Below are 26,820 nucleotides of genomic sequence, written 5' to 3' on the forward strand. Positions count from 1 at the left end.
GGGTGAAGGGATTGCCGCAGTTCCACTTTATCTCCGGTTTACCGCGCTCAGGGTCGACCCTGCTGTCGGCCATCCTGCTGCAGAACCCGCGTTTTCACGCCGGCATGACCAGCCCGGTGGGGGCGCTGTTCAGCGGCATCCTCGAACAATGCAGCGCCGGCAGCGAATTCGGCGCGGTCATCGACATCGATATGCGCCGCCGCCTGTTGCGCGGGCTGTTCGACTCCTACTACGCCGACAAGGCCGACAAGCCCGTCGTCTTCGACACCAATCGCCAATGGTGCGCGCGCCTGCCGGCCTTGAAGGACCTGTTTCCCAAGGCCAGGACCATCGCCTGTGTGCGCAATGTCGCCTGGGTCATGGACAGCCTGGAACGGCTGTACCGGGCCAACCCCTTCGAAAACACCAAGCTGTTCGGCGATGCGGTCGAGCGCAATTCGGTCTACAGCCGCTGCGAAACCCTGGCCCAGCACAACCGGCTGGTGGGGTATGCCTGGACCGCCTTGAAAGAAGCCTATTACGGCGAAAACGCCGATTCGCTGCTGATCGTCGACTACGACCTGCTGAGCCAGGCCCCGGAGCGGGTGATGCGGCTGATCTACGACTTTATCGACGAACCCTGGTTCGAACACGATTTCGACAGCCTGGCCTACGACGCGCCCGAGTTCGACCAGGCGCTGGGGGTCGCGGGCCTGCACAAGGTCAAGGCGCGGGTGGCGCTGCAGTCGCGGCGCACCATCCTGCCGCCGGACCTGTTCGAGAAGTATGCGGAGCTGTCCTTCTGGAAAGACGGGGCATCCAGCGCCGCCAATGTCATTCGCATGAAATCCGACGCTGCGGCCCGTTGACCGCGGTTTTTCAATTCGCACCTTTCAGCACGTTCGAGTCCGGGTGAGCATCATGTGGTGGAGCAAAGGCAAGTCGCGGGTCAATCAGCGGGCCACCGGGCGGGCGAATGCCCTGGCCTCTCCGATGATCATGCCGCTGGAGCCGCGCATGTTGTTCGACGGTGCGGTGGCGGCGACGGTGGCCGATGTCGCCCAGCCGGACAGCCACACCACCACGGACGTGGCCAAGACGCCGACCGCCGCCGATCAGCCGAGCGTCAGCCAGGACACCCACGGCCAGGCCGATGCCGCGCCTGCCGCGACCCCGACCGCGGTGCCGGGGCTGACGGTGGTGTTCGTCGACTCGCGGGTCAAGGACGCCGACAGTCTGCTCCAGGGCCTGGCGCCCGGCACCCAGGTGGTGCAACTGGGGGCGAACCAGGATGGCCTGCAGCAGATCGCCGATTACCTGGACCAGCACCAGGGCGTCAGTTCGGTGCAGATCATCGCCCACGGCAATGCCGGCGACCTGTGGCTGGGCAACAGTTACCTCTCGGCTGACAACGTCCAGGCGCGCAGCGCGGTGCTGGCGGACATCGGCCAGGACATGAACGCCGGCGGCGATATCCTGATCTACGGCTGCTACACCGCCGAGGGCGAACGTGGCCTGAATTTCGTCGACTCGCTGGCGCAACTCACCGGTCGCGACGTGGCCGCCTCCAGCGACCGCACCGGCTTGGGGGGCGACTGGGAACTGGAGATCGCCACCGGCACCATCGAAAGCGCCAACGTGCTGTCCACCCAGGCCATGCAGGATTATCAGTGGGGGCTGGCGACCTGGACCGCCACCAACAACGCCAACACCGGCGTGGGTTCGTTGCGGGCGGCGCTGGCGTCGGCGCAGAACGGCGACATCGTCACCTTCAGCAGCGGCATGACGGTGCAGCTGACCTCCGAACTGCTGGTCAACAAGAACGTGACCATCGACGGCGACCTGAACAACGACGGCGCGGCGGACGTGATCCTCGACGGCCAGTACCGCACCCGGGTCATCGAAGTCAGCGCGGGCAGTACCGTGACCCTCGACGGCCTGGTGATCACCCGGGGCCTGGTCTCGGGTAACGGCGGCAATGGCGGGTACGGTGCGACCGGCGCCATGGCCGGGGGGATTTTCAACGCCGGCAACCTCACCCTCAACAACGTCACCGTGACCTCCAACGCGGCTTCGGGCGGCGGCGGTGGTGGCGGTGTCACCGGCGCGTTCTACGGCGGTGGCGGTGGTGGTGGCGGCGGGCTGGGTGGCCAGGGTGGCGGCCACGGCGGTTCCGCCGGCCCCGGCACCGGCACACTGGGCGGCCAGGCTGGCGGCGGTGGCGTGGGCGGTTATGGCGGTGGCTACGACGCCACCCACATGGGTGGTCGCGGCGGTACCAGCACCGGCGGCGCGGGCGGTCTGGGCGTGTCCTACTACAGCAACGGCGGCAACGGCGCCACGGCCACCAACGGCACGATTTCCATCGGCGGCGGTGGCGGCGGCGCGGGTTGGGACAAGGTCGGCGGCGCGGGCGGCAATGCCGCCGGCGGGATCTACAACGCCTCCAGCGGCACCCTCACGGTGATCGGCACCTCGACCATCAGCAACAACATTGGCGCGGGCGGCGGCGGTGGCGGTGGTGGCGGCCAAGGCAGCAACGCCAGCAATGGCGGGATTGGCGGCCGCGGCGTCGGCGCGGTCTGGAACAAGGGCACCTTCCTGATCACCGCCGCCAACTTCGCCGCCCTGAGCGGCAACGCGGCGGCCAGTGGCGCCGGTGGCGTAGCGCTGGGCGGTGGCAGCACCGGTACTTCGCCGACGTCGGTGGCGACCATCTACAACGACGGCGGCAACCTCAATACCGCCTATGCACCACCGCCCACCGCGACCATAGTGGTCGCGGACACCGCGCTGAAAATCGGTGAGACCTCGCTGGTGACCATCACCTTCAGCGAGGCGGTGACCGGCTTCACCAACGCCGACCTGAGCATCGCCAACGGCACCCTGAGCGCGGTGAGCAGCAGCGACGGCGGCATCACCTGGACCGCCACCTTCACCCCGACGTCGAGCATCACCGATACCAGCAACGTCATCACCCTGGATAACACCGGGGTGATCAATGGCCTGGGCACCGCCGGGGTCGGCACCACCGACTCCAATAACTATGCGATCGACACCGCACGGCCGACCGCGACCATAGTGGTCGCGGACAACGCCTTGAGGGTTGGCGAAACCTCGCTGGTGACCATCACCTTCAGCGAGGCGGTCAGCGGCTTCACCAACGCCGACCTGAGCATCGCCAACGGCACCCTGACCGCAGTGAGCAGCAGCGACGGCGGCATCACCTGGACCGGCACTTTCACCCCGAGCGCCAGCATCACCGATACCACCAACCTGATCACCCTGGACAACACCGGCATCGCCGACCTGGCCGGCAACGCCGGCAGCGGCACCACCGATTCCAACAACTATGCGATCGACACCGTGCGCCCGACTGCGACCATCGTGGTCGCCGACAGCACCCTGACGGCGGGCGAAACTTCCCTGGTGACCATCACCTTCAGCGAAGCGGTGAGCGGCTTCACCAACGCCGACCTGAGCATCGCCAACGGCACCTTGAGCGCGGTGAGCAGCAGCGACGGCGGCATCACCTGGACCGCCACCTTTACCCCGACCGATGGCATCAGCGATAGCAGCAACCTGATCACCCTGAACAACACCGGCATCGCCGACCTGGCCGGCAATACCGGCAGCGGCACCACGGACTCGGGCAACTACGTGATCAATACCGCGCATCCGACAGCGACCATAGTGGTGGCCGACAATGCCCTGAGGATCGGTGAGACCTCGCTGGTGACCATCACCTTTTCCGAGGCGGTGACGGGTTTCACCAACGCCGACCTGACCGTCGCCAACGGCACCCTGAGCGCGGTGAGCAGCAGCGACGGCGGCATTACCTGGACCGCGACCTTCACCCCGAGCACCAGCATCACCGATGCCACTAACGTGATCACCCTGGACAACAGCGGCGTCCAGAACAGCGTGGGCAACCTGGGCCAGGGCAGCTCCAATTCCAACAACTACGCGATCGACACGGTGCGGCCGACCGCGACCATTGTGGTCGCCGACAGCGCGCTGAGGATCGGCGAAACCTCGCTGGTGACCATCACCTTCAGCGAAGCGGTGAGCGGCCTCACCAACGCCGACCTGAGCGTCGCCAACGGCACGTTGACGGCAGTGAGCAGCAGCGATGGCGGCATCACCTGGACCGCCACCTTTACCCCGAGCGCCAGCATCAGCGACACCAGCAACCTGATCACCCTGGACAACACCGGCATCGCCGACCTGTCCGGCAACGCCGGCAGCGGCACCACCGACTCCAATAACTATGCGATCGATACGGTGCGCCCGACTGCGACCATCGTGGTCGCCGACAGCACCCTCAGCGCTGGCGAAACCTCGTTGGTGACCATTACCTTCAACGAAGCGGTGAGCGGCTTCACCAACGCCGACCTGAGCATCGCCAACGGCACCCTGACCGCGGTCAGCAGCAGCGACGGCGGCATCACCTGGACCGCCACCTTCACCCCGACCGTCGGTATCGCCGATGCCAGCAACCTGATCACCCTGAACAACACCGGGGTCAGCGACCTGGCCGGCAACACCGGCAGCGGCACCACCAACTCCAACAACTACAGCATCGACACCGTCCTGCCGACCGCGACCATAGTGGTGGCGGACAACGCCTTGAGGATCGGTGAAACCTCACTGGTGACCATCACCTTCAGCGAGGCGGTGAGCGGCTTCACCAACGCCGACCTGACCATCGCTAACGGCACCTTGACTGCGGTGAGCAGCAGCGACGGCGGCATCACCTGGACCGCGACCTTCACCCCGACGTCGAGCATCACCGATAGCAGCAACCTGATCACCCTGGATAACAGCGGCGTCACCAATGCCTCCGGCAACGCCGGTAGCGGCACCACCGACTCCAACAATTACGCGATCGATACGGTGCGCCCGACCGCGACCATTGTGGTCGCCGACAGTGCCCTGGGCGTGGGCCAGACCTCACTGGTGACCATCACCTTCAGCGAGGCGGTGACCGGCTTCACCCTGGCCGACCTGACCGTGGCCAACGGTACGTTGAGCGGCTTGAGCACCAGCGACAACATCACCTACACGGCGACCCTCACCCCGACCGCCAGCATCACCGATTCGACCAACCTGATCACCCTGGACAACACAGGCATTACGGATGGGGCGGGCAATACCGGCAGCGGCACCACCGATTCCAACAACTATGCGGTCGACAGCCTGCGTCCGACCGCGACCATCGTCCTTGCCGACACAACCCTCAAGGCCGGCGAAACCTCGCTGGTGACCATCACTTTCAGCGAGGCCGTGAGCGGTTTCACCAACGCCGACCTGAGCATCGCCAACGGCACCTTGAGCGCAGTCAGCAGCAGCGATGGCGGTCTCACCTGGACCGCCACCTTCACCCCAACGGCAGGCATCGCCGACGCGAGCAATGTCATCACCCTGAACAACACCGGGGTCAGCGACCTGGCGGGCAACACCGGTAGCGGTACCACCAACTCCGGCAACTACAGCATCGACACCGTCCTGCCGACCGCGACCATCGTGGTGGCGGATGACAACCTGAAGATCGCTGAGACCTCGCTGGTGACCATCACCTTCAATGAGGCAGTGAGCGGCTTCAGCAACGCCGACCTGACCGTCGCCAACGGCACTTTGAGCGCGGTGAGCAGCAGCGATGGCGGGGTCACCTGGACCGCCACCTTCACCCCGACGTCGAGCATCACTGACACCAGCAATGTCATCACCCTGGATAACAGTGGGGTGACCAACGCCTCGGGCAACGCCGGCAGCGGCACCACCGATTCCAACAACTATGCGATCGACACCGTGCGCCCGACGGCGACCATAGTGGTCGCCGACAGCGCCCTTGGTGTGGGCCAGACCAGTACCGTGACCATCACCTTCAGCGAGGCGGTGACCGGCTTCAGCCTGGCCGACCTGACCGTGGCCAACGGTTCGCTGAGCGGCTTGGGCACCAGCGACAACATCACCTACACGGCGACCCTCACCCCGACTGCCAGTATCAGCGACAGCAGCAACCTGATCACCCTGGATAACACCGGTATTACGGATGGGGCGGGCAACGCCGGCAGCGGCACCACCGACTCCAACAACTACGCCATCGACAGCCTGCGCCCGACCGCCACCATCGTCCTCTCCGACTCGACCCTCAAGGCCGGCGAAACCTCGGTGGTGACCATCACCTTCAGTGAAGCAGTGAGCGGTTTCGACAACAGCGACCTGACGGTGGCCAACGGTACCCTGAGCGCAGTGAGCAGCAGCAACGGCGGTATCACCTGGACCGCCACCTTCACCCCGACGGCGGGTATCACCGACCTGAGCAACCTGATCACCCTGAACAACGCCGGTTTCACCGACGTGGCCGGCAACAGCGGTACCGGGACCACCAACTCAGCCAACTACAGCATCGAAACCGTAGTGCCGACGGCCACCCTCGTGATCGCCGACACGGCCCTGAAGGCTGGCGAAACCTCGCTGGTGACCATCACCTTCAGTGAGGCGGTCAGTGGTTTCGACAACAGCGACCTGACGGTGGCCAACGGTACCTTGAGCGCGGTGAGCAGCAGCGATGGCGGGGTCACCTGGACCGCTACCTTCACGCCGACTGTGGGTGTCGGCGATACCAGTAACGTCATCACCCTGAACAACAGCGGCGTGATCAATGTCTCGGGTAATACGGGCAGCGGCACCACGGATTCGAACAACTATGTCATCGACACGGCTCGCCCAACCGCCACCATAGTGGTAGCCAACCCGATCCTGCCGATCGGTGAAACCAGCCTGGTGACCATCACCTTCAGCGAGGCGGTCAGCGGCTTCGACAACAGCGACCTGACGGTGAGCAACGGCATCCTGAGCGCGGTCAGCAGCAGCGACGGTGGCATCACCTGGACCGCGACCTTCACCCCGAACGTCAACGTCAGCGATGCGACCAACCTGATCAGCCTCAACAACAGCGGGGTCAGCGACGCGGCGGGCAATGCCGGCAGCGGCAGCACCGACTCGAACAATTTCATCATCGACACCGGGCGGCCGACCGCCACCATCGTGCTGGCCGACACGGCCCTGAAAGCGGGCGAAACCACCACGGTCACCATCACCTTCAGCGAGGCGATCAGCGGCTTCACCAACTCGGACCTGACAGTGGCCAACGGTAGCCTGGGGTCCCTGAGCAGCAGCGATGGCGGGGTCACCTGGACCGCCACCTTTACCCCAGCCATCAACATCAGCGACAGCAGCAATCAGATCACCCTGAACAATGCCGGAGTGATAGACGCCGTCGGCAACACCGGCAGCGGCACCACCGACTCGGCCAACTACGTCATCGACACCGTGCGCCCCACCGCTACCGTGGTGGTCGCCAACCCGATGCTGGCCGTGGGCGACACGTCCCTGGTGACCATCACCTTCAGCAAGGCGGTGAGCGGCTTCGACAACAGTGACCTGACGGTGGCCAACGGTACCTTGAGCGCGCTCAGCAGCAGCGATGGCGGCATCACCTGGACCGCGACCTTCACCCCGAACACCAACCTCAGCGATACGAGCAACCTGATCAGCCTCAACAACAGCGGGGTCAGCGACGCCTCGGGCAATACCGGGCTGGGCAGCACGGATTCGAACAATTACCTGATCGATACCCAGCGTCCGACCGCCACCATCGTGGTCGCCAACAGCAGCCTCGGCGTGGGCCAGACCAGCGGCGTGACCATCACCTTCAGCGAAGCGGTGAGCGGCTTCACCAACTCGGACCTGACGGTGGCCAACGGCACCCTGAGCGCCCTGGGCAGCAGTGACGGCGGCCGGACCTGGACCGCGACCCTGACGCCCACCGCCAACATCAGCGACACCAGCAACCTGATCACCCTGAACAACAGCGGGGTCAGCGACTCCTTCGGCAATACCGGCACTGGCAGCACCGACTCCAACAACTACGCGATCAACACCGTGCCGGCGGCCAACCCACCCACGGAGCTGCCGGTGGGCGATCCGGAATTCCGTTCGAGCGACCCGGTGGTTCCGCCGCTGCCGCCTTATGTGCCGCTGCAACCCACGGTCACCACGCCACCCGCTGGCGACCTGGCTTCGCCACTGGCCTTCGCGCCGTTGTTCGAGCAGCGGGTGCTGGGCGATGGCATCCGGCCGCTGGGGGACATTTTCATCAATCGCGGGGCACTGGCGCCGAGCTTCATTGCCCAGGTATTCGGCAGCAGCGATGCCGGGGGCGATGGCAATGGCCATGGTTTCCTGGGTTTTGGTGGCGGCGATGGCGGGGTGTTCAGCCAAAGCACGCTGTCGCTGCTGTTCGACCAGGACTCCGCCGAGGATGGCGGTTTTCTGAAGTCTTTCGGCGACAAGCCCAAGGCCGGCGATCTTTCCCAGGGCGGGCGCGGGGTGTTCGGGGCACCGTCGTTGACCCAGCAATTGCAAGTGATGCAAGACACAGAACAACGGCCGATCCGCGATCTGGCCAGGGCGTTCGAACAGGCCGGCATCAGCGCAATGCAGGCCTGAAACACTACATAAATACGATGCGGCACCCAGGGGCGAGACAAGGATGAATAATAGTCAGAAGTTGTTCGGGGTCAGCTTGTTGGCGCTGATGGTCAGCGGTTGTGCCGTCAGCAGTAAACCGATCGAACGCAGTGCCAGCGAGCAGCGCGCCAGGAGCGACCTGCACAGCATGTACAAGGACCAGGAGCCGCTGAGCGGCCCGCTGACCCTGCACCAGGCCATGGCCCGGGCGGTGAAGTACAACCTCGAAGGCCGCTTGAAAATCATGGAAGAGGCCCTGGCCAAGCGCCAGCTGGACCTCGCCAGTTTCGACATGCTGCCGCGCATGGCCCTCTCCGCCGGCTATGTGGGGCGCAACAACGTCAGCGCCTCCAGCAGCCAGAGCGTGGAGACCGGCACCCAGTCCCTGGAACCTTCGACCTCCCAGGACCGGGACCGCAGGGTGGCCGACCTGACCATGGTCTGGAACGTGCTGGACTTCGGCGTCAGCTACATCAACGCCAAGCAGCAGGGCGACCAGCGGCTGATCGTCCAGGAGCGCCGGCGCAAGGTGATCAACACCATCGTCCAGGACGTGCGCTCGGCCTATTGGCGGGCGGTGGCGGCCGAACGCCTGCTCAAGCAGATCGACAGCCTCATGGGCCGGGTCGAGCAGGCCCGCGACAATAGCCAGAGCATGAGCCAGCAACGCATCGGCGACCCGGTGCAGGCCCTGGCCTACCAGCGCTCGCTGATCGAGGCCACGCGCCAGCTGGAGGAGCAGCGCCGGGCGTTGTCCCTGGCCAAGACCGAGCTGGCGACCCTGATCAACCTGCCGATGACCACCCACCTGACCCTGGCGACCAGCGACGATTACCCGGTGCCGGAACTCAAGGTCGATATGGCCCGCCTCGAGCACGAGGCCCTGACCAGCCGCCCGGAACTGCGCGAGCAGGATTACCAGAGCCGCATCAGCGCCGCGGAGACCCGCAAGGCCATGCTGCGCCTGCTGCCGGGCCTGGAGTTCTCCGCCGGCGGGCATTACGACAGCAACTCGTTCCTGGTCAACGACAAGTGGGCCGACTACGGGGTGAAGGTCACCTGGAACCTGTTCAATGTGCTGTCCGCGCCGGCGGCCATCGACACTGCCAAGGCCGGTGAAGACGTCGCCGCGGCGCGCCGCCAGGCCATGTCGATTGCCGTGCTGGCCCAGGTCTACGTGGCCAACGCCAACTACCGCGACGCCTTGCGCCAGTTCAAGACCAGCCAGGAACTGGCGGACATCGACGGGCAGATCGTCGGCCAGCTGCGCAACCGCTACCAGGCCAACAGCATCGGCGAACTGGACCTGATCCAGGGCGAGCTGAACACCTTGCAGGCGGACCTGCGGCGCGACCTGGCCTATGCCGACCTGCGCAACGCCTACGGGCAGATCTTCGCCAGCGCCGGCCTCGACCCGCTGCCCGACGAGGTGCAATCGACCCAGGTGCAGTCCATCGCCACGGCGCTGGCCAGCCGCGAGGCCGACTGGGCGGCGGGCAACATCAGCACGCCGGTGGCCCATGCCCAAAGACAATAACCTGCAGGCCCCCCAGGCCAGCGTCAGCCGCGCCCAGCGCGAGGCGCGCAACGGCCATCGCGGCGTGGCGATCCTGTTGACCGGCCTACCGGCGGCGGGCAAGTCGACCCTGGCCCAGGCGCTGCAGGCCGGGCTGTTCCAGCACGGTCGGCAGAGCCTGGTGCTGGACGGCGATGCCTTGCGCGGCGGCCTGAACCGCGACCTGGGGTTCGCCGAGGCCGACCGCCGGGAAAATATCCGCCGCGCCAGCGAGCTGGCAGCCTTGCTGGTGGACAACGGGCAGATCGTGATCCTGGCGATGATCGCCCCGCTGATCGAGCAGCGCGAGCTGTTCGCCCGGCGCCTGGGCGAGGACTACCTGGAAGTCTGGTGCAGCGCCTCGCTGGCGGTCTGCGAGCAGCGCGACCCCAAGGGCCATTACGCCCGCGCCCGCAGCGGCGAGTTGCCGGGGTTCACCGGTATCTCGGCGCCCTACGAGCCGCCACGGGCGGCGCTGGAACTGGACACCGGCGCTCAGTCGGTCGAAGACTGCCTGGGGCAATTGCTCGGCTGGCTGGTCGAGCGCCAGGTGCTGCCGGCCTCATGAGTCGTCCGGCGTTCGCCCGCCTGCCCGTCAGCGTGGACCTGCCGCGGCTGTTGCGCGCCCTGGCGCGAATCGACGCGAGCGCCTGGCAGGGCCACTTCAACGGCGACTATTACGAGGGCGACTGGAGCGGCGTGGCCTTGATCTCGGCGCTTGACGCACCCTCCGAGCTGGCGCCGGGCAAGGGCCTGCCGGTGCAGCGCGAGCCCTGGCGGCAGGACCCGGACTGGCAACAGGCATTGCGGCAGCTGCCCTTGCGGATCGTCTCGGCGCGCCTGCTGCGGTTGGGGCCGGGGGCACGCATCCATGAACACCGCGACTACGACCTGGGCGGCCCGGACGCCGACCTGCGCCTGCATATCCCCCTGCTCAGCCCGCCGCGGGTGGACTTCCTGCTCGACGGGCAGCGCATGCCGATGCTGGCGGGAGAGTGCTGGTTTCTCGACCTGTCGCGCCCGCATCGGGTCGATAACTACGACACTCAGGCACGTATTCATCTGGTACTCGACTGTCTCCCCGACCCTTGGCTGGAACAGGCGATTGCCGCCGGAGCGCCGACCACCCCGGCACCTGGCCTGGGCCGCGCGGCCCTGGACTTCGCGCGGTTTTGCCAGCTGCTTGAAGAGGACGCCGCGCTGTGCCAGGCCTTGCAGGCGCTGACCGACAGCGAAGCCTTTATCGAGCGCACCCTGGCCCTGGCGGCCGAGCGTGGCCTGGCGTTCACCCGCGAAGACCTGCGTTCGGCCATGCGCCAGGGGCGGCGTCTGTGGAATGAACAATGGACGGCCTGAACCTGCGCGGCTGGTTGCCGATCCGCGTCTGGCAGCCGGGTGACGAGTGGCGGGTCGACTGGTGCTGGTTCGGCGACCGGCCGTTGCAGCAGCCGTTTTTCCGCGAGGCGGTCGAAGAGGCCCTGCGCCTGCCGTTCAATCAGGCGTTCCGCCGCCAGACGCCTTTGTCTGCCCTGACCGAATGGCGCCAACGCAGCCCGGGCCTGGCTCCCAGCGCCTTTATCTTTCATGCCTCGCGCTGCGGCTCGACCCTGCTCAGCCAGATGCTGGCCTGCCTCGACGACCATATCGTGGTGTCCGAACCGCCGCCGCTGGATGCCCTGCTGCGCGGCTCGCTGGCGCCACAGGAGCGGGCTGCCGCGCTTGTGGGCCTGGTGTCGGCCTATGGGCAGGTACGCCGTGGTACTGAGCAGCGGTTGGTGATCAAGCTCGATGCCTGGAACATCGGCGAGCTGCCGCTGCTGCGCCAGTGCTTCGCCGATACGCCGTGGCTGTTTGTGTATCGCGACCCGCTGGAAATCGCCGTGTCGCATCTGCGCCGGGCCGGCATGCACATGACGCCGGGCCTGATCGGGCCCAGCGCGTTGGACGACGGCGAGCCTTTCCTGGACCGGGAAAGCTGGGTCGCCCGGCGTCTGGGGCGTTTGTTGCGGCTGGGGTTGGAACACTGCCGCGAACACCATGGCCTGGCGCTGAACTACAGCGAACTGCCCGCCGCCATGGACGGCCACCTGGGCGATTTTTTCGGCCTGGGCACCGAGCAACGCCGGGCGGCCTTCGCCCGTATCGGCCAGCACGCCAAGCAGCCGGCGCAGGCCTTTGTCGATGATCGCCAGGGCAAGCAGCAACAGGCTTCAGCGCGGCTGCGGGAGCAGCTGGAGCAATGGGCGCAGGCGCCTTACGCGGCGCTGGAACAGTGGCGCAGCAGGGCGGTGCCGCAATTGCGGCTCAGCTCTTCGGCGACAAGTCCGCCATGCCCTTGAGTAGTTCGATGGGCAGCGGAAAGACAATGGTCGAGCTCTTGTCGCCGGCAATCGCGCCCAGGGTCTGCATGTAGCGCAGTTGCATGGCGCCGGGCTGGCGGCCGAGCATTTCGGCGGCCTGCATGAGCTTTTCCGAGGCCTGCAATTCGCCTTCGGCGTGGATCACCTTGGCCCGGCGTTCGCGCTCGGCTTCGGCCTGTTTGGCGATGGCGCGGATCATCGATTCGTTGAGGTCGACGTGCTTGATCTCGACGTTCGCCACCTTGATGCCCCAGGCGTCGGTCTGGGCGTCGAGCACCTGCTGGATATCGGCGTTCAGGCGTTCGCGCTCGGCCAGCAGTTCGTCCAGCTCGTGCTTGCCCAGCACCGCGCGCAGGGTGGTCTGGGCCAGTTGGCTGGTGGCCATGAGGAAATCCTCGACCTGGATGATCGCCTTCTGAGCGTCCAGCACGCGGAAATACAGCACGGCGTTGACCTTGACCGAGACGTTGTCGCGGGTGATCACATCCTGGGTCGGCACGTCGAGCACCACGGTGCGCAAATCGACGCGGACCATCTGCTGGACGACCGGAATCAGCAGGACCAGCCCCGGCCCCTTGACCCTCCAGAAGCGCCCGAGCTGGAACACCACCCCGCGCTCGTATTCGCGCAGGATGCGAAACGTCGAGACCGCCAGCGCCAACAGCAGCGCCAGCAGCGCGCCAAAACCCAATTCCAGACCCATTTCATCCTCCTCGCGGCGCGGCCTCGGCCGTCGCCACTTCCAGAAGCAGCCCTTTGCGGGCCACCACCCGTACCAGTTGTCCGGTTTGCAGCGGCGTTGCGCTCAGGACCTGCCAGTGTTCGCCCTGCAACAGCACCCAGCCGTTGTAAGGGTTGCCCGTTTGCACCGCGGTGATCGCCGTGACACTACCCACCAGCCCCGCGTCGCCGGCCACCTGCTGGCGCTGTCGCGCGCGCAGCGCCATGCTCGCCAGCGTCGCCAGGAGCAGCGCGCTGACCACCGCCAGGCCGACGATGAGCGGCAGGGGAATGCCATAGCCCGGGACATCGGTGTCCATCAGGATCACCGCGCCGACCACAAAGGAGACGATGCCGCCGAAACCGATGACGCCGAAGGTCGGTAGAAAGGCCTCGGCGACCATGAAGGCGATGCCCAGCAGGATCAGGGCCACGCCGGCGTAGTTCACCGGCAGCAGTTGCAAGGCGTACAAACCGAGCAGCAGGCAGATGCCGCCGAGCACGCCGGGCACCGCGGTGCCCGGGTTGACGAACTCGAAGAACAGCCCGTAGATGCCGATCATCATCAGGATCAGCGCCACGCTGGGGTGGGTGATGACCGACAGCAGCTGGGTGCGCCAGTCCGGGTCGTGATGGATCACCGCCGCCCCCAGGGTATGCAGCTGCACCGCCTGGCCAGCGGCGATGAGGAACTTGCCGTCGAGTTGCCTGAGCAGGCCGCTCAGGTCATCGGCGACATAGTCGACCACCTTCAGCTTCAAGGCTTCCTGGGCCGGCAGGCTGACGGCCTCGCGCACGGCCTGTTCCGCCCATTCGGCGTTGCGTCCGCGCAATTGCGCCAGGCCACGGATATAGGCCGCGGCGTCGTTGATCTGTTTGTGGCTGAGGGTGTCGGTGTCCGGCTCCGGGTTCTTGTCCGAGCGTGGCGCGGCGGGCGGGTTGCCGCCCGGGTCGGGCTGCCCCGGCATGCCGACCCGCACCGGGGTGGCGGCCCCGAGGTTGGTGCCTGGGGCCATGGCGGCGACGTGGCTGGCATACAGGATGTAGGTGCCGGCGCTGGCGGCGCGGGCGCCGCTGGGGGCGACGTAGCTGGCCACCGGCACCGGGCTGGCGAGGATCGCCTTGATGATCGAGCGCATCGAGGTGTCGAGGCCGCCCGGGGTGTCGATGCCCAGCACCACCAGTTGGGCGTGCTCGTCGGCGGCCTTGTCCAGGCCGCGCACCACGTAGTCGGCGCTGGCGGGGCTGATCACATCGTTGACGGTGAGCACCACCACTGGCTTCACGGCCTGGGCGTGCCCGGTCGGCAGGCCGATCAGCAAACCCAGCAGCAGCCCTTTCAGTGTCGCCCGCCACCCACGCTCGTTCATTCGACCCTCCTGGAGAGTCATGTGCCTCGGTTGCCAGCCGTTCGCTGGCTTTGTCCTTGAGTCTAGTAGAGCGTGGGATTGAGCAAATTTTGAGCAGCCTCTTGCTCGCGTGCCGTTCGGAAGTTCGTCAGTGGGCGAGGGCGGCGCGGCCTAGACTTTGTGAAGGGAGTGACAGTCGTTAACCCATAGTCCTGCAAAGCCGTTCAGGACACCGAGGTGCATCATGCGTATGGCAAGAACCGTGCAACGCAGCCTGGAACAGGCGCATTGCGATTTTGACGTGGTGGCTCATCCACATTCGTCGAGCAGCCTGGAGACCGCCCGGGTGGCGGGAGTTCCCGCCGAGCGCGTAGCCAAGTCGGTGATCCTCGACGACAGTCACGGCCACTACCTGATGGCCGTGCTGCCGGCCAGCCGCCACCTGGATCTGAGCAAGGTGCGCGGCAGCAACGAATGGCAGATCACTCGGGAAAGCACCCTGGCGCATCTGTTCAACGATTGCGAACGCGGCGCGGTACCGGCCCTGGGCGAATCCTATGGGCTGGACGTGGTGATCGATCCGCTGCTGACCCGGCAGAAAGACATCTACCTGGAAGCCGGCAACCACAACAACCTGGTGCATCTGAGCATGGACGAGTACCTGAAAATGGTGCCTCATGCCGAGGTGTGCGAGGTCAGTTACTAGCGCCGTTGGCGTATGTAACCACCTTTCGCGAGCAAGCTCGCTCCTACAAAAATGCTTGTTTTCTGTAGAAGCGAGCTTGTTCGCGATCGACTGCGCAGCAGTGGTTCAACCAACACCCAACCCATTCAGGAGCCCCCATGGAATCCCCATCCCACAGCCTGCCCGCCCTGTTCAAACAACTCGGCCTGCCCGACGACCCCGAGGGCATCGACCGTTTTATCGCCACCCATTCGCCGCTCAAGCCGGAACTGCACCTGGCGGATGCCTTCTTCTGGACCAGCAGCCAGGCGGATTTCCTGCGCAACGAGATCCTCGACGACGCCGACTGGGCGGAAGTGGTGGATCAGCTGGATGTGTTGTTGAGGAAGGGGCGGGGTGTTTGAGGCGCGAATTGATGTTGCTATGGAAATAGACCAGAATTAAGACCAAATTAGAGGTCTTAATCATGCAAAGCGTATTGGCTGATAAAGCTGTCAGCGTGTCTGAACTGAAAAAAAACCCCTCGGCTGTCCTGAGCGGCGCACACGGTGGTCCGGTTGCGGTGCTCAATCACAACCGGGTCATGGGCTATATGGTCCCGGCCGACGTGTTTGAAGCCATGATGGAGCGTCTTGACGATCTTGAACTGGCGGAGATTGTCCGTGCCCGTCGGCACGAGACCCCGGTCCCGGTAAATCTGGATGACTTATAAGCTCCAGTTTCTACCTTCGGCGCGCAAGGAATGGGACAAGCTCGGTCATACCCTGCGCGAGCAATTCAAGAAGAAGCTGGCCGAGTGCCTGGAAATGCCACGGGTGCCCGCGGATGCCCTTCACGGCATGGCGGACTGCTACAAGATCAAGCTCAAGGCCTCTGGCTATCGCCTGGTTTACCAAGTGATCGAGGATCAGGTGGTGGTTTCGGTGGTGGCCGTGGGCAAACGTGAACGCAGCGCCGTGTATGAGCGGGCACGAAAGCGCTGAGGTATTTTCCGGTTAATGGTCATTCAATTGTTTCAAAACTTGACTGAGATTATCCCCCCATGCACCATTGATAGTTAGCAAACTAACAGTGTGCGAACCTTCTTTTGCCCGACTCTCTCGAATCACTCCAGATGAATATCAGCAGTGGCATGGTGGTCGCCGCCCGACATTGGCGGCGGATCTGCCAGAGCACGCTGGTCAACTATGGAATCTCCGAAGCCTGCGCCGTGCCCCTGCTGATGATCGGGCGCCTGGGCGAGGGCGTGCGCCAGGTGACGGTGGCGCAGGCGGCGGGGATGGAAAGCCCGTCCCTGGTGCGCCTGCTGGACCAGCTGTGCAGCGCCGGCTACGCCTGCCGTACCGAGGACCCCCACGATCGCCGGGCCAAATGCCTGAGCCTGACCGACACCGGCCGCGAGCTGGTGCAGTCGGTGGAAGCCGAGCTGGTGCGCCTGCGTCGCGAGGTGCTGGAAGGCATCACACCAGCGGACCTTGAGACGGCGCTGAAGGTGATCCGCGCCTTCGAGTCGGCTGCCCAGCCGTCGGCGGTGCCTTCTTGAGCGGATTCTTTACCGGCGTGCCGCCGGCGCGCGACTGGTTCTACGGCGTGCGCACCTTTGCTGCGTCGATGATCGCGCTGTACATCGCCATGCTCATGCAGATGCCGCGTCCATACTGGGCGATGGCCACGGTGTACATCGTCTCCAGCCCGTTCGTCGGGCCCACCAGTTCCAAGGCGCTGTACCGTGCAATCGGCACCTTGCTCGGCGCCTCGGCGGCGGTGCTGTTCGTGCCGATGTTCGTGCAAAGCCCCTATCTGCTGGTGGTGATCATCGCCCTGTGGACCGGGATCCTGCTGTTCCTCTCCCTGCACCTGCGCACCGCCAACAGCTATGCGCTGATGCTGGCCGGCTACAGCCTGCCGCTGATCGCCCTGCCGGTGGTGGATAACCCGCTGGGGGTGTGGGACGTGGCGGAGGCCCGCACCGAGGAAATCTTCCTCGGCATCGTCTGCGCGGCCGTGATCGGCAGTATGTTCTGGCCACGGCGGCTGGCGCCGGTGTTCGTCGATTCGGCGGGCAAATGGTTCGCCGATGCCTCCACCTATAGCCAGCGCTTTCTCAGCCGCAACGTGCAGCCCGAAGAAGTCAGCGCCCTGCGCGCGTCCATGGTCGCCACCTTCAACAGCCTGGAGCTGATGATCGGCCAGTTGCCCCATGAGGGCGCGCGCCCGCAGACCGTGCGCAATACCAAGGAGCTGCGCGGGCGCATGATCCACCTGCTGCCCGTGGTGGACGCCCTGGACGATGCGCTGTACGCCCTGGAGCGACGTACCCCGGAGCTGGTGGAGCGGTTCGCGCCGCTATTGGCCCAGGCCGGGCAATGGCTGGAAAGCACCGCCCAGGGTGCTTCGGTCGAGCGCTGGCAGGCCCTGCGCGGCCAGCTCGAAGCGCTGCAACCGGACGCCGCAGCCCTCGACGACCGGCGCCAGCTGCTGTTTTCCAACGCCCTGTACCGCCTTGGCGAGTGGATCGACCTATGGCAGGACTGCCGCAGCCTGCAACACGCCATCCAATGCGAAAGCCAGGACATCTGGCGCGCCGTCTATCGCCACTGGCGCCTGGGCCGCCTGACGCCATTCCTCGACCGTGGGCTGATGCTGTACTCGGTGGCTTCCACCGTCCTGGCGATCATCGTCGCCTCGGTGCTGTGGATCCTTCTGGGCTGGACCGACGGCGGCAGCGCGGTGATCCTCGCGGCGGTGGCCTGCAGCTTCTTCGCCTCGATGGACGACCCGGCGCCGCAGATCTACCGGTTCTTCTTCTGGACCGCGATGTCGGTGCTGTTCGCCAGCCTCTACCTGTTCCTGATCCTGCCCAACCTGCACGATTTCCCGATGCTGGTGCTGGCCTTCGCCGTGCCATTCATCTGCGTCGGCACCCTCACGGTGCAGCCGCGCTTTTACCTGGGCATGCTGCTGACCATCGTCAACACCTCGTCCTTCATCAGCATCCAGGGCGCCTACGACGCCGACTTCCTGAGCTTCGCCAACTCCAACCTGGCCGGGCCCATGGGCCTGCTGTTCGCCTTTGTCTGGACCCTGGTCGCCCGGCCGTTCGGCTCGGAACTGGCGGCCAAGCGCATGACCCGCTTCAGCTGGCAGGACATCGTCGGCATGACCGAGCCCGCCAACCTGGCCGAACACCGGCATCTGGGGGTGCAGATGCTCGACCGCCTGATGCAGCACCTGCCGCGCCTGGCCATGACCGGCCAGGACACCGGCGGCGCCCTGCGCGAAGTGCGCGTCGGCCTGAACCTGCTGGACCTGCTGGCCTATGCGCCGCGGGCCCAGGGCAACGCGCAGGTGCTGTTGCGCCAGGTGGTGGCCGAGGTCGGCGCCTACTTCAAGGCTTGCCTCAAGGCCGGCGAACGCCTGCCGGCGCCGAGCGGCCTGCTGATGACCCTGGACCGCGCCCGTCGCACCCTGGATGCCCACAGCCAGGACGACCGCGAAACCCGTTTGCATCTGCTGCACGCCCTCAGCGGCCTGCGCCTGGCCCTGCTGCCCGGTGTGGAATTCGTCGGCGGTGGCGAGCTTGAGGAACCGCTTCCCCATGGCATCGATGGAGCGCCTTTATGATCGGTGACCTGGATATCAGCGGGGTGTTCCTGCCCACGCTGCTGGTGCTGATGGGCCTTACCTATGGCTTGTACCTGGTGGTCCACGGGCTGCTGACGCGCCTGCATTTTTATCGCCTGGTCTGGCACCGGGCTTTGTTCAACGTTGGTCTGTACGCTTTGCTGCTCGGCGCCGTGGACTCACTCAGTCGATACCTGATGACATGAAAAAACCTTTATTGACCATTGGCCGTGTGGTCCTGACCTTGCTGGTGGTGAGCTTCGCGGTCGTGGTGGTCTGGCGCATGGTGATGTACTACATGTTCGCGCCCTGGACCCGGGACGGGCATATCCGTGCCGACATCGTGCAGATCGCCCCGGACGTCTCCGGGCTGATCCAGCAGGTGCAGGTGCGCGACAACCAGCTGGTCAAGCGCGGCCAGGTGCTGTTCAGCATCGACCAGGACCGCTTCAGCCTGGCCCTGCGCCAGGCCAAGGCGTCCCTGGCCGACCGCCAGGAAACCCTGGCCCAGGCCCAGCGCGAGGCCAGGCGTAACCTCGGCCTGGGCAACCTGGTGCCGCGCGAGCAGCTGGAAGAAAGCCAGTCCCGCGTGGCCCGTGCCCAGTCGGCCCTGATCGAAGCCCAGGTGGCGGTGGACAGCGCCCAGCTGAACCTCGACCGTTCGGTGATCCGCAGCCCGGTGGACGGCTATGTCAACGACCGCGCGCCACGCACCCAGGAATTCGTCACCGCCGGGCGCCCGGTGTTGTCGGTGGTGGACAGCAACTCCTTCCATATCGACGGTTATTTCGAAGAAACCAAGCTCGACGGCATTCATATCGGCCAGAGCGTCGATATCCGCGTGGTCGGCGATCGCGCGCGGCTGCGCGGGCATGTCGAAAGCATCGTCGCCGGCATCGAGGACCGCGATCGCAGCAGCGGCTCCAACCTGCTGCCCAACGTCAACCCGGCCTTCAGCTGGGTGCGCCTGGCCCAGCGGATTCCGGTGCGCATTGCCTTCGACGAGGTGCCGGAAGACTTCCGCATGATCGCCGGGCGCACCGCCACCGTGTCGATCATCGACGATCAGGCGCCAATCCGGTCGGAGCCGGCGCAATGAACAGCGCCCTGCGTGTGGCCACGGCTGGGCTCGGTCTGCTGCTGTCGGCCTGCCAGATGGTCGGCCCGGACTACCACCTGCCGGACGACGCGGCGCTGCATCGCGGCGATTTGCAGGGCGAGCTGGCCGGATCGAGCGACAAGGTGGTCTCGGCGCCGGTCCCGGCAGACTGGTGGCGCTTGTACCAGGACCCGCGCCTGGACCAGCTGGTGCAGCAGGCCATGGCCTCCAACACCGACCTGCGGGTCGCGGCGGCCAACCTGGCGCGGGCCCGCGCCCAGGTCGACGAGGCCCAGGCGGCCGGCGGCTGGAGCGGCGGGGTCAAGGCCGGGGTCGAGCGCCTGCAGGAGTCCGGCGAAGCCTTCCTGCTGCCGGAGAAAGTGCCGGTGGCCAACGTCGGTAACCTGTCCGTCAGCACCTCTTATCAGTTCGACCTGTTCGGCACCCTGCAGCGCGGCATCGAGGCGGCCCAGGCCAACGCCGATGCCACCCAGGCCGCGGCCGACACCGCGCGCATCACCCTGGTGGCCGACGTGGTGCGGGCTTACACCCAGGTTTGCGCGGCCAATGAAGAGCGCGAGATCGCCGAGCACTCCCTGGATCTGCAGGCCCAGAGCACCGCGCTGATCCAGCGCCTGCGCGACGCCGGGCGTGGCGACGAAACCCAGGTCACCCGGTCGCAGACCCAGTTCAAGTCCCTGCGCGCCGAGCTGCCGCGCTATGAAGCGGCGCGCCAGGCCGGCCTGTTCCGCTTGTCGATGCTCCTGGCCAAGCCGCTGAACCAGTTGCCGGCCGGCACCGACAGCTGTGCCGAGCTGCCGCACATTGCGCAATTGTTGCCGGTGGGTGACGGCGCGACCCTGCTCAAGCGCCGCCCCGACGTGCGCCAGGCCGAACGTCGCCTGGCCGCGGCCACCGCCGATATCGGCGTCGCCACTGGCGCGCTGTACCCGGACATCAGCATTGGCGCGACCGTCGGTACCGTGGGCATTGTCGACAACCTCGGCAAACCCTCCACCAACCGCTGGGGCTTCGGCCCGCTGATCAGCTGGACGGTACCGGCCAACGGCGCCCGCGAACGCATTCATGAGGCCGAAGCCGCCAGCCAGGGCGCCCTGGCGCATTTCGACGGGGTGGTGCTCAACGCCATCCGCGAAACCCAGACCGGCCTGGCCCAATACAGTGCCCAGTTGCAGCGTCGCGACGCCCTGGCCGAGGCCGAGCAGTCGGCGCGGCAGGCCGCCGACCAGACCCATCGCTTCTTCCAGGCCGGCCGCGAGTCGTTCCTCGCCGACCTGCAGGCGACCCGCACCTATACCGACGTACGGGCCCAGCTGGCCGCGGCCAACACCCAGGTGGCGATGAGTCAGATCGACCTGTTCCTGGCCCTGGGCGGTGGCTGGGAAAGCGGACGAACGCAAGCCTCGAACCCCGCCAAACCCTGAGGCCGTTGCTATGCTTTGAACAGTTGGCTGAGCACCTTGCGTCCAGTGCTCGGCCAGCGGTCAGGCACGTGATGGTCATGGGGATTCCAATAATGAAAAACCCTTATGCTCTCGGCTTCTGGTGCGCCATCGTCGCACTGGTGCTGCTTTCTGCGACTTATTTCTACGGTGTCATGCTGGCGCACCAGATCGACAAGGCCATGATCTTTCTCGACAGCGCCAGCGCGCTGATTGCGGTGAGCGCTATCGTTTTCGTGGCCTGGACGTCGTTCCAGACCCAGAAAATCAAGAAAAGGCAGCTGGAGCAGGGCAAGACCCTGGTCGCGATCTGGGACACCAAAGTCGCCCTGCGCCGGGTCGAGACGGTGTTCGACCGTTACTTCTGGGGCAGTTACTGGCAGCCGGGGCGGACCTTCCAGGAAGTCATGGGCGAGTTGACCGGCACCCCCCTGGAAAAAAGCCTCGAAGCCCTGAAAAAACAGTGCGTATTACTGGATAAACAGGCCGCCGACGGTCGCCACTGGCTGAACAATGCCCGCGAACTGTCCGATGTCGCCGCCGCCATGGCCCGCGAACGCTATCAGCTGGATTTCTGCGACCCGCGTTCGGAAACCCCGGGCGGCGCGGTGATCAACCGCGATTTCGAAGTGCTGGTCTACACCTGGACCGCCCGCCTGAAAAGCTTCGATCACCAGCTCGACGCGCTGGAAGTCGAATACTCCGAACACGCCACGTAGCCATGTAGCCGCTGCCGAGCCCGCGAGGCTGCGAACGGTTTGGGCGGCACTCCGACGCAGCAACCGTAAACCCTGAGTCCGCGATCTGCCTGAAGAAACGCACCGTCTGGCCCAGCGACGGCTACGCCGTCGATCGCAGGCTGCGCCAGCGGCTACAGGAACGCGGCGCCTACGTAGCCGCTGCCGAGCCCGCGAGGCTGCGATCGGTTGCAGAGCAACCGCAAATCCTGACTCCGCGATTTACCTGGCTAAACGCGCTATAGCTTTCTGCCCTGCGCATTCACGACTTTTCACATGGAAAGGTTGGGCCGCCTGGCCTGGCCGGTGCTAATCTTCGGCAGTTTTACGCACAGTCGAGCCACAACCCGTGCCGGGTTCAGGGAAGACGACCACACATTCAACATCGGATCGATCGGGTCAAATAATGAATAAATCAGCAGGCGTACTGTTAGGAATCGTCGTCGCGGTGGGCGCTATCAGTGCCGGCGGCGCCTGGTATACCGGGACCAAGCTGGAAGGGGTGCTGCAAACCTCTATCGCCGACGCCAACAAGGAACTCCAGGCCGCGATGGTCGGTTCCAACGGTACCGCCAGCCTGGAGCTGGTATCGCTGGAGCGCAACCTGTTCAGCAGCACCGCGCGCTACCGCCTCAAGGGCCAGGGCGAGATGTTCGGCGACAGCGCCGAGGGCGTCGAACTGGTGTTCGTCGACCGCATCGAACACGGCCCACTGCCGTTCTCGCGCCTGATGACCCTGAAATGGCTGCCGGTCATGGCCACCAGTCACTACGAGCTGGAAAAGAACGCCCTGACCGAGAAATGGTTCGCCGCCACCAAGGATGTTTCCCCGCTCAAGGGCGTGGTCAACCTGGGGTACGACCGCTCCGCCACCGGCAACCTGGAGTTGCTGCCGCTGGACACGGCCCTGGACGACAAGTCGACCCTCAAGTTCTCCGGCCTGAAGCTGGACCTCTCGACCAGCGCCGAAGCGCAGAAGGTCAAGGCCGATGGCTACATGGACAGCCTCAAGCTCAACAGCGTCGCCGAAGACCAGACGCCGGTGCAGGTCGAGCTCAACGGCCTGACCCTGGCCAGCAACCTGACCAAGAGCAACTATGGCTTCTACGTCGGCGAAAACACCCTGGAGCTGACCAGCACCAAGGCCACGTTCGGCGAGAAACAGTCGGTGCTCAGCTTCAAGAACTCGGAGATCAAGAGCGCCACCGACGAGACCGGCGCCCACCTGGCCGGCCGTGCCGACTACAAGATCGGCGAAGTCGCCCTCAACGGCAAAGCCGTCGGTTCGGCGCAAATGACCTGGAGCATGAAGAACCTCGACATCGCCTCCGGCATGTCGCTGATGCAGGTCTACCAGAACAAGCTGCAACCCTACGAAGACGCCGTCGCCGCGGCCGAAGCCGCCGGCGAGCCAGCGCCCGAGCTGAACCTGAGCGAGGCCGAGCAGGCCCAGGTCAAGGCTGACCTGGACAAGCTGCTGGCTGCCCAGCCGCACATCGCCCTGGAAAACCTCTCGTTCAAGACCACCAATGGCGAAAGCCGCCTGAGCCTGGTGGTGGACCTGAACAAGCCGCAATCCATGGATCTGCCGCCGGCCGAACTGAGCAAGCAACTGCTCACCCAGCTGGACCTGAACCTGCTGCTGTCCAAGCCGATGATCGCCGACATGGCATCGGTGCAGGCGCAGCTGGACGGCGTGACCGACGCCAAGGCGATCGCCGACCAGGGCAGCATGGCCGCCGACATGGTCAGCGGCATGGCGCTGGGCACCCAGCTGGCCAAGCTGGAAGGCAACGACATCGTCTCCAAGCTGCGTTATGCCAACAATGAAGTGGACTTCAACGGCCAGAAAATGACGCCTGAGCAGTTCGTCGGTTTTGTCATGAGCAAACTGGGCCCGGTCACCATCCAGTAAGCCTCGAAAACCCCTCCACGGGGTTTTCAGCCAGAAACGCCCGGCCTCCGTTCCACGGAGCTGCCGGGCGTTTTTTTACCTGCATCCGGCTGGAGAATCCCCGCCCAGAGCCTCCTCGAACATGGCTACAGGCCACGTCGTTCGCGGATTCGCGCAGAAACGAATCTGAAGAAATATTGCATTTGCGCATCCGCATCAGCCTTGCATGGAAGACTCCGCCCCAATCTGGCCGAGTCATCTGATTCGGCTTCCTGGCACGTATCAGGCGGGGGGACACAAGACCCCGGCTAGCCATGTAAGGATGCTGAAGAAATGCCGTTCATTGTTCATCCTGTTCGCCTTTATGGTTTGCGACCGCTGCTGCGCCTGACGTTATGCAGCCAATTGCTGTGGCCGACCCTGGCCCTCGCCGACCCAGCGTACGACCGCCTGATTCTCGACGCCCGCGCCGGCAGCTATGCACCAGCCCTGAGCCATTTGCGCCAGGTGCCGGCCGAACGGCTGAGCACCGGGCTGGTCAGCGATCACCTGCAGATCGCCAGCTGGGCCGGCCTCGACGCCGAAGTCGTGAATGTCTATGAAACCCAGGCCCGTGGCCGGGTGCTGCCGATCCAGGCGCTGACTGCCACCGCCCGGGCCTACCGCAATCTGCAGCGCTGGGACGCGGCGATCCAGGTGTACCGCCTGGCCCTCGAACGCGACCCGCAGAGCCCCGACCTGCAACTGGGCCTGGCCCTGACCCAGGCCGACGCTGGCAAGCCCGAGGAGGCCGTGCGCCGTGCCCGCGAGCTGGTGGCGGCCAAGCCCGACGACGCCACCCGCCGCCTGGCCCTGGGCTACGCCCTGACTCGTGCCGGTTCGCCTTATGACGCGCTGTTCGAGTTCGACCAGGCGTTCGTCCGCGCCGGCACCCGGCCGGAAGTCGCCCGCGAATACGTGTTCGCCCTGCAACGGGCCCGCCTGCCGGAGCCGGCCTTGCGTCTGGCCCGCCAGCGCCCGGGGCTGATCGATCCGGTGATCGAGCGTCGCCTGCAAGGCGACCTGGCCGCCGAGCGCGTGCGCCTGGCCGAACTGGCGACCCGCAGCGAGAAAGAGCGCTATGTCATCGCCGACCGTGCCCTGGCCGATTACGACCAGTTGCTCGCCACCTGGACCCCGGACCCCGCGGCCAGGGACGACGTGACCCGCTGGCGCATCGACCGCATGGGCGCACTCAAGGCCCGGGCACGCACCGCCCAGGTGATCGAGCAATACCACAAGCTGACCGCCGAAGACGTGGCCATCCCCACCTACGCCCGGCGTTGGGTGGCGGCCGCCTATCTGGACCAGCGCCAGCCGGAGATCGCCAGCGACCTCTATCGCCAGGTGCTGGCGGCGCCGGATGCCGATGTCAGCGACCGCGTCGAAGACAGCACCGCGCTGTATTACGCCTTGCTGGAAAGCGACCGCCCGCAGGAAGCGCAACAGGTCGCCGACGACCTGGCCAGGAACCAGAAACCGCGGGTCGAGCTCAAGGGCCTGCCGGTGGGCAACCCCAACGATGAATGGATGGACGCCCAGCAGCTCGCCGCGCAGTCCGGCACCTACAGCGCCGACCTGCCGGGCAGCGAGCAGCGCCTGGCCAGCCTGGTGGAACAGGCGCCGGGCAATATCGGCCTGCGCGTGGCCCAGGCCAACCTGTACCAGGCCCGGGACTGGCCGCGGCGCGCCGAGGGTCTGCTCAAGGAAACCGAGAGCATGGCGCCGCGCGATGTCGGCCTCGAGGTCGCCCAGGGCCACACCGCCCAGGACCTGCAGGAATGGCGTCAGCTCGATGCCCTGACCGACGACGTGGTGCAGCGTTATCCCGACAACCGTCAGGTGCAGCGCCTGGCTCGCCAGCGCGAAGTGCACGACATGGCCGAGCTGCGGGTCGAGACCTATGGCGGCAAGAGCTACGGCGGCGGCAACAGCGGCGCCGGCGCGGTTTCCGGGAGCAAGGATTTCGGCATCGAGACGGTGCTCTACAGCCCGCCGATCAATGAAGACTGGCGCCTGTTCGGCGGCCTCGGCTATGCCACCGGCGACTTCCAGGAAGGCACCGGGCATCACCGCTGGCAGCGGATCGGCGTGGAGCGCCGGACCCGCGACATGACCCTGGAAGCGGAAGTCTCCAACCACTCCTACGGCTTCGACGACAAGCAGGGCGCGCGGCTGTCCCTGGCCCGCGACATCGACGATCACTGGCAGTACGGCGCCAGCCTGGAATACCTGTCGGCCAACACGCCGCTGCGGGCGCTCAACAGCAACATCTACGCCAATGGCGGCAGCGGCTTCGTGCGCTGGCGGGCCAACGAGAGCCGGGAATGGCGACTGGCCCTGAGCCCTTCGCATTTCAGCGATGGCAACAACCGTTTCGAAGCGCTGCTCACCGGCCGCGAGGGCGTCTATGCCACGCCCCACGTGCAGGTCGACCTGGGCCTGGAAGTCGGCGCCAGCCGCAACAGCAAGGAAGACACGCCGTACTTCAACCCCAAGTCGGACTTCACGGTCCTGCCGACGGTGAACGTCAACCACGTGCTCTATCACCGCTACGAAACCTCCTGGAGCCAGCAGTTCCAGGTGGGCGCCGGTACCTACAGCCAGCGCGATTACTCCACCGGGGCGATCGGCCTGCTCAGCTATGGCCAGCGCGTGACCTGGAACGACGTGTTCGAAGCCGGCGCCGCCCTGAGCGTGCTCAACCGGCCTTACGACGGCGACCGGGAAACCGACCTGCGCCTGCTCCTCGACCTTACCTACCGCTTCTAGAAGAGT

At 65.8% G+C, this 26,820-nt stretch carries 20 protein-coding genes; 18 read left to right on the forward strand and 2 right to left on the reverse strand.

What is annotated here, in order from left to right; all coding sequences use genetic code 11:
* Positions 1-2: 2 nt before the first annotated feature.
* The 6 genes from BMY68_RS24885 (at position 3) to BMY68_RS24910 (ending at position 12,411) form a co-directional block, all read left to right on the forward strand.
* A complete protein-coding gene (locus tag BMY68_RS24885; RefSeq protein ID WP_009041591.1) occupies positions 3-848 on the forward strand; it encodes a sulfotransferase family protein in 846 nt (281 codons plus the stop codon).
* A gap of 148 nt (positions 849-996) precedes the next feature.
* Complete coding sequence (locus BMY68_RS24890) at positions 997-8,496, forward strand: Ig-like domain-containing protein (protein WP_175534873.1); 7,500 nt, start codon at positions 997-999, stop codon at positions 8,494-8,496.
* Positions 8,497-8,539: 43 nt separating this feature from the next.
* A complete protein-coding gene (locus tag BMY68_RS24895; protein WP_085533239.1) occupies positions 8,540-10,054 on the forward strand; it encodes a TolC family protein in 1,515 nt (504 codons plus the stop codon).
* Positions 10,038-10,640: an adenylyl-sulfate kinase gene (gene cysC / locus BMY68_RS24900; protein WP_053259187.1), complete on the forward strand. Its 603-nt coding sequence runs from the start codon at positions 10,038-10,040 to the stop codon at positions 10,638-10,640. The genes BMY68_RS24895 and cysC overlap by 17 nt, the downstream gene beginning before the upstream one ends.
* Entirely contained in the window at positions 10,637-11,428 is a 792-nt protein-coding gene (locus BMY68_RS24905) for an aspartyl/asparaginyl beta-hydroxylase domain-containing protein (RefSeq protein WP_085533241.1), read from the forward strand. Before cysC ends, BMY68_RS24905 begins: the two co-directional genes overlap by 4 nt.
* Positions 11,416-12,411 (forward strand): sulfotransferase family protein, encoded by a 996-nt coding sequence (locus BMY68_RS24910; protein WP_085533243.1) that lies wholly within the window; start codon positions 11,416-11,418, stop codon positions 12,409-12,411. The genes BMY68_RS24905 and BMY68_RS24910 overlap by 13 nt, the downstream gene beginning before the upstream one ends.
* Here the strand turns inward: BMY68_RS24910 and BMY68_RS24915 are convergent.
* On the reverse strand, positions 12,377-13,135 hold the full coding sequence (locus tag BMY68_RS24915) for a slipin family protein (RefSeq protein WP_085533245.1): 759 nt from the start codon (positions 13,133-13,135) through the stop codon (positions 12,377-12,379). The two genes, BMY68_RS24910 and BMY68_RS24915, sit on opposite strands and share 35 nt — an antisense overlap.
* A gap of 1 nt (position 13,136) precedes the next feature.
* Positions 13,137-14,522: an NfeD family protein gene (locus tag BMY68_RS24920; RefSeq protein WP_085533247.1), complete on the reverse strand. Its 1,386-nt coding sequence runs from the start codon at positions 14,520-14,522 to the stop codon at positions 13,137-13,139.
* Between the two features lie 223 nt (positions 14,523-14,745).
* On the opposite strand from BMY68_RS24920, the gene BMY68_RS24925 reads away from it, so the two are divergent.
* The 12 genes from BMY68_RS24925 (at position 14,746) to pgaA (ending at position 26,814) form a co-directional block, all read left to right on the forward strand.
* Positions 14,746-15,207 (forward strand): aminoacyl-tRNA deacylase, encoded by a 462-nt coding sequence (locus BMY68_RS24925; RefSeq protein WP_062824058.1) that lies wholly within the window; start codon positions 14,746-14,748, stop codon positions 15,205-15,207.
* A gap of 137 nt (positions 15,208-15,344) precedes the next feature.
* A complete protein-coding gene (locus tag BMY68_RS24930) occupies positions 15,345-15,590 on the forward strand; it encodes a DUF2789 domain-containing protein (RefSeq protein WP_009041599.1) in 246 nt (81 codons plus the stop codon).
* A 62-nt stretch (positions 15,591-15,652) separates the two neighbouring features.
* Positions 15,653-15,898: a type II toxin-antitoxin system Phd/YefM family antitoxin gene (locus BMY68_RS24935; protein ID WP_062824057.1), complete on the forward strand. Its 246-nt coding sequence runs from the start codon at positions 15,653-15,655 to the stop codon at positions 15,896-15,898.
* Positions 15,888-16,169, forward strand: coding sequence for a type II toxin-antitoxin system RelE family toxin (locus tag BMY68_RS24940; protein WP_085533249.1), 282 nt, complete (start codon positions 15,888-15,890; stop codon positions 16,167-16,169). The genes BMY68_RS24935 and BMY68_RS24940 overlap by 11 nt, the downstream gene beginning before the upstream one ends.
* 131 nt (positions 16,170-16,300) lie before the next feature.
* The gene (locus BMY68_RS24945; RefSeq protein ID WP_085533251.1) at positions 16,301-16,729 is read left to right on the forward strand and encodes a MarR family winged helix-turn-helix transcriptional regulator; all 429 of its coding nucleotides are present in this window, start codon (positions 16,301-16,303) and stop codon (positions 16,727-16,729) included.
* Positions 16,726-18,810: an FUSC family protein gene (locus BMY68_RS24950; protein ID WP_085533253.1), complete on the forward strand. Its 2,085-nt coding sequence runs from the start codon at positions 16,726-16,728 to the stop codon at positions 18,808-18,810. Before BMY68_RS24945 ends, BMY68_RS24950 begins: the two co-directional genes overlap by 4 nt.
* The gene (locus tag BMY68_RS24955; RefSeq protein ID WP_007932080.1) at positions 18,807-19,016 is read left to right on the forward strand and encodes a DUF1656 domain-containing protein; all 210 of its coding nucleotides are present in this window, start codon (positions 18,807-18,809) and stop codon (positions 19,014-19,016) included. Before BMY68_RS24950 ends, BMY68_RS24955 begins: the two co-directional genes overlap by 4 nt.
* Positions 19,013-19,909, forward strand: coding sequence for an efflux RND transporter periplasmic adaptor subunit (locus tag BMY68_RS24960; RefSeq protein ID WP_085533255.1), 897 nt, complete (start codon positions 19,013-19,015; stop codon positions 19,907-19,909). Before BMY68_RS24955 ends, BMY68_RS24960 begins: the two co-directional genes overlap by 4 nt.
* The gene (locus BMY68_RS24965) at positions 19,906-21,354 is read left to right on the forward strand and encodes an efflux transporter outer membrane subunit (protein WP_085533257.1); all 1,449 of its coding nucleotides are present in this window, start codon (positions 19,906-19,908) and stop codon (positions 21,352-21,354) included. The genes BMY68_RS24960 and BMY68_RS24965 overlap by 4 nt, the downstream gene beginning before the upstream one ends.
* A 92-nt stretch (positions 21,355-21,446) precedes the next feature.
* The gene (locus BMY68_RS24970) at positions 21,447-22,091 is read left to right on the forward strand and encodes an NADH:ubiquinone oxidoreductase subunit N (protein ID WP_037004411.1); all 645 of its coding nucleotides are present in this window, start codon (positions 21,447-21,449) and stop codon (positions 22,089-22,091) included.
* Between the two features lie 424 nt (positions 22,092-22,515).
* Positions 22,516-24,024: a YdgA family protein gene (locus BMY68_RS24975; RefSeq protein WP_085533259.1), complete on the forward strand. Its 1,509-nt coding sequence runs from the start codon at positions 22,516-22,518 to the stop codon at positions 24,022-24,024.
* A 312-nt stretch (positions 24,025-24,336) separates the two neighbouring features.
* Positions 24,337-26,814, forward strand: a complete 2,478-nt coding sequence (gene pgaA, locus BMY68_RS24980; protein WP_085533261.1) for a poly-beta-1,6 N-acetyl-D-glucosamine export porin PgaA — start codon at positions 24,337-24,339, stop codon at positions 26,812-26,814.
* Positions 26,815-26,820: the final 6 nt, after the last annotated feature.

The organism is Pseudomonas sp. NFACC41-3 (assembly GCF_900109505.1).
Classification (GTDB): domain Bacteria; phylum Pseudomonadota; class Gammaproteobacteria; order Pseudomonadales; family Pseudomonadaceae; genus Aquipseudomonas; species Aquipseudomonas chlororaphis.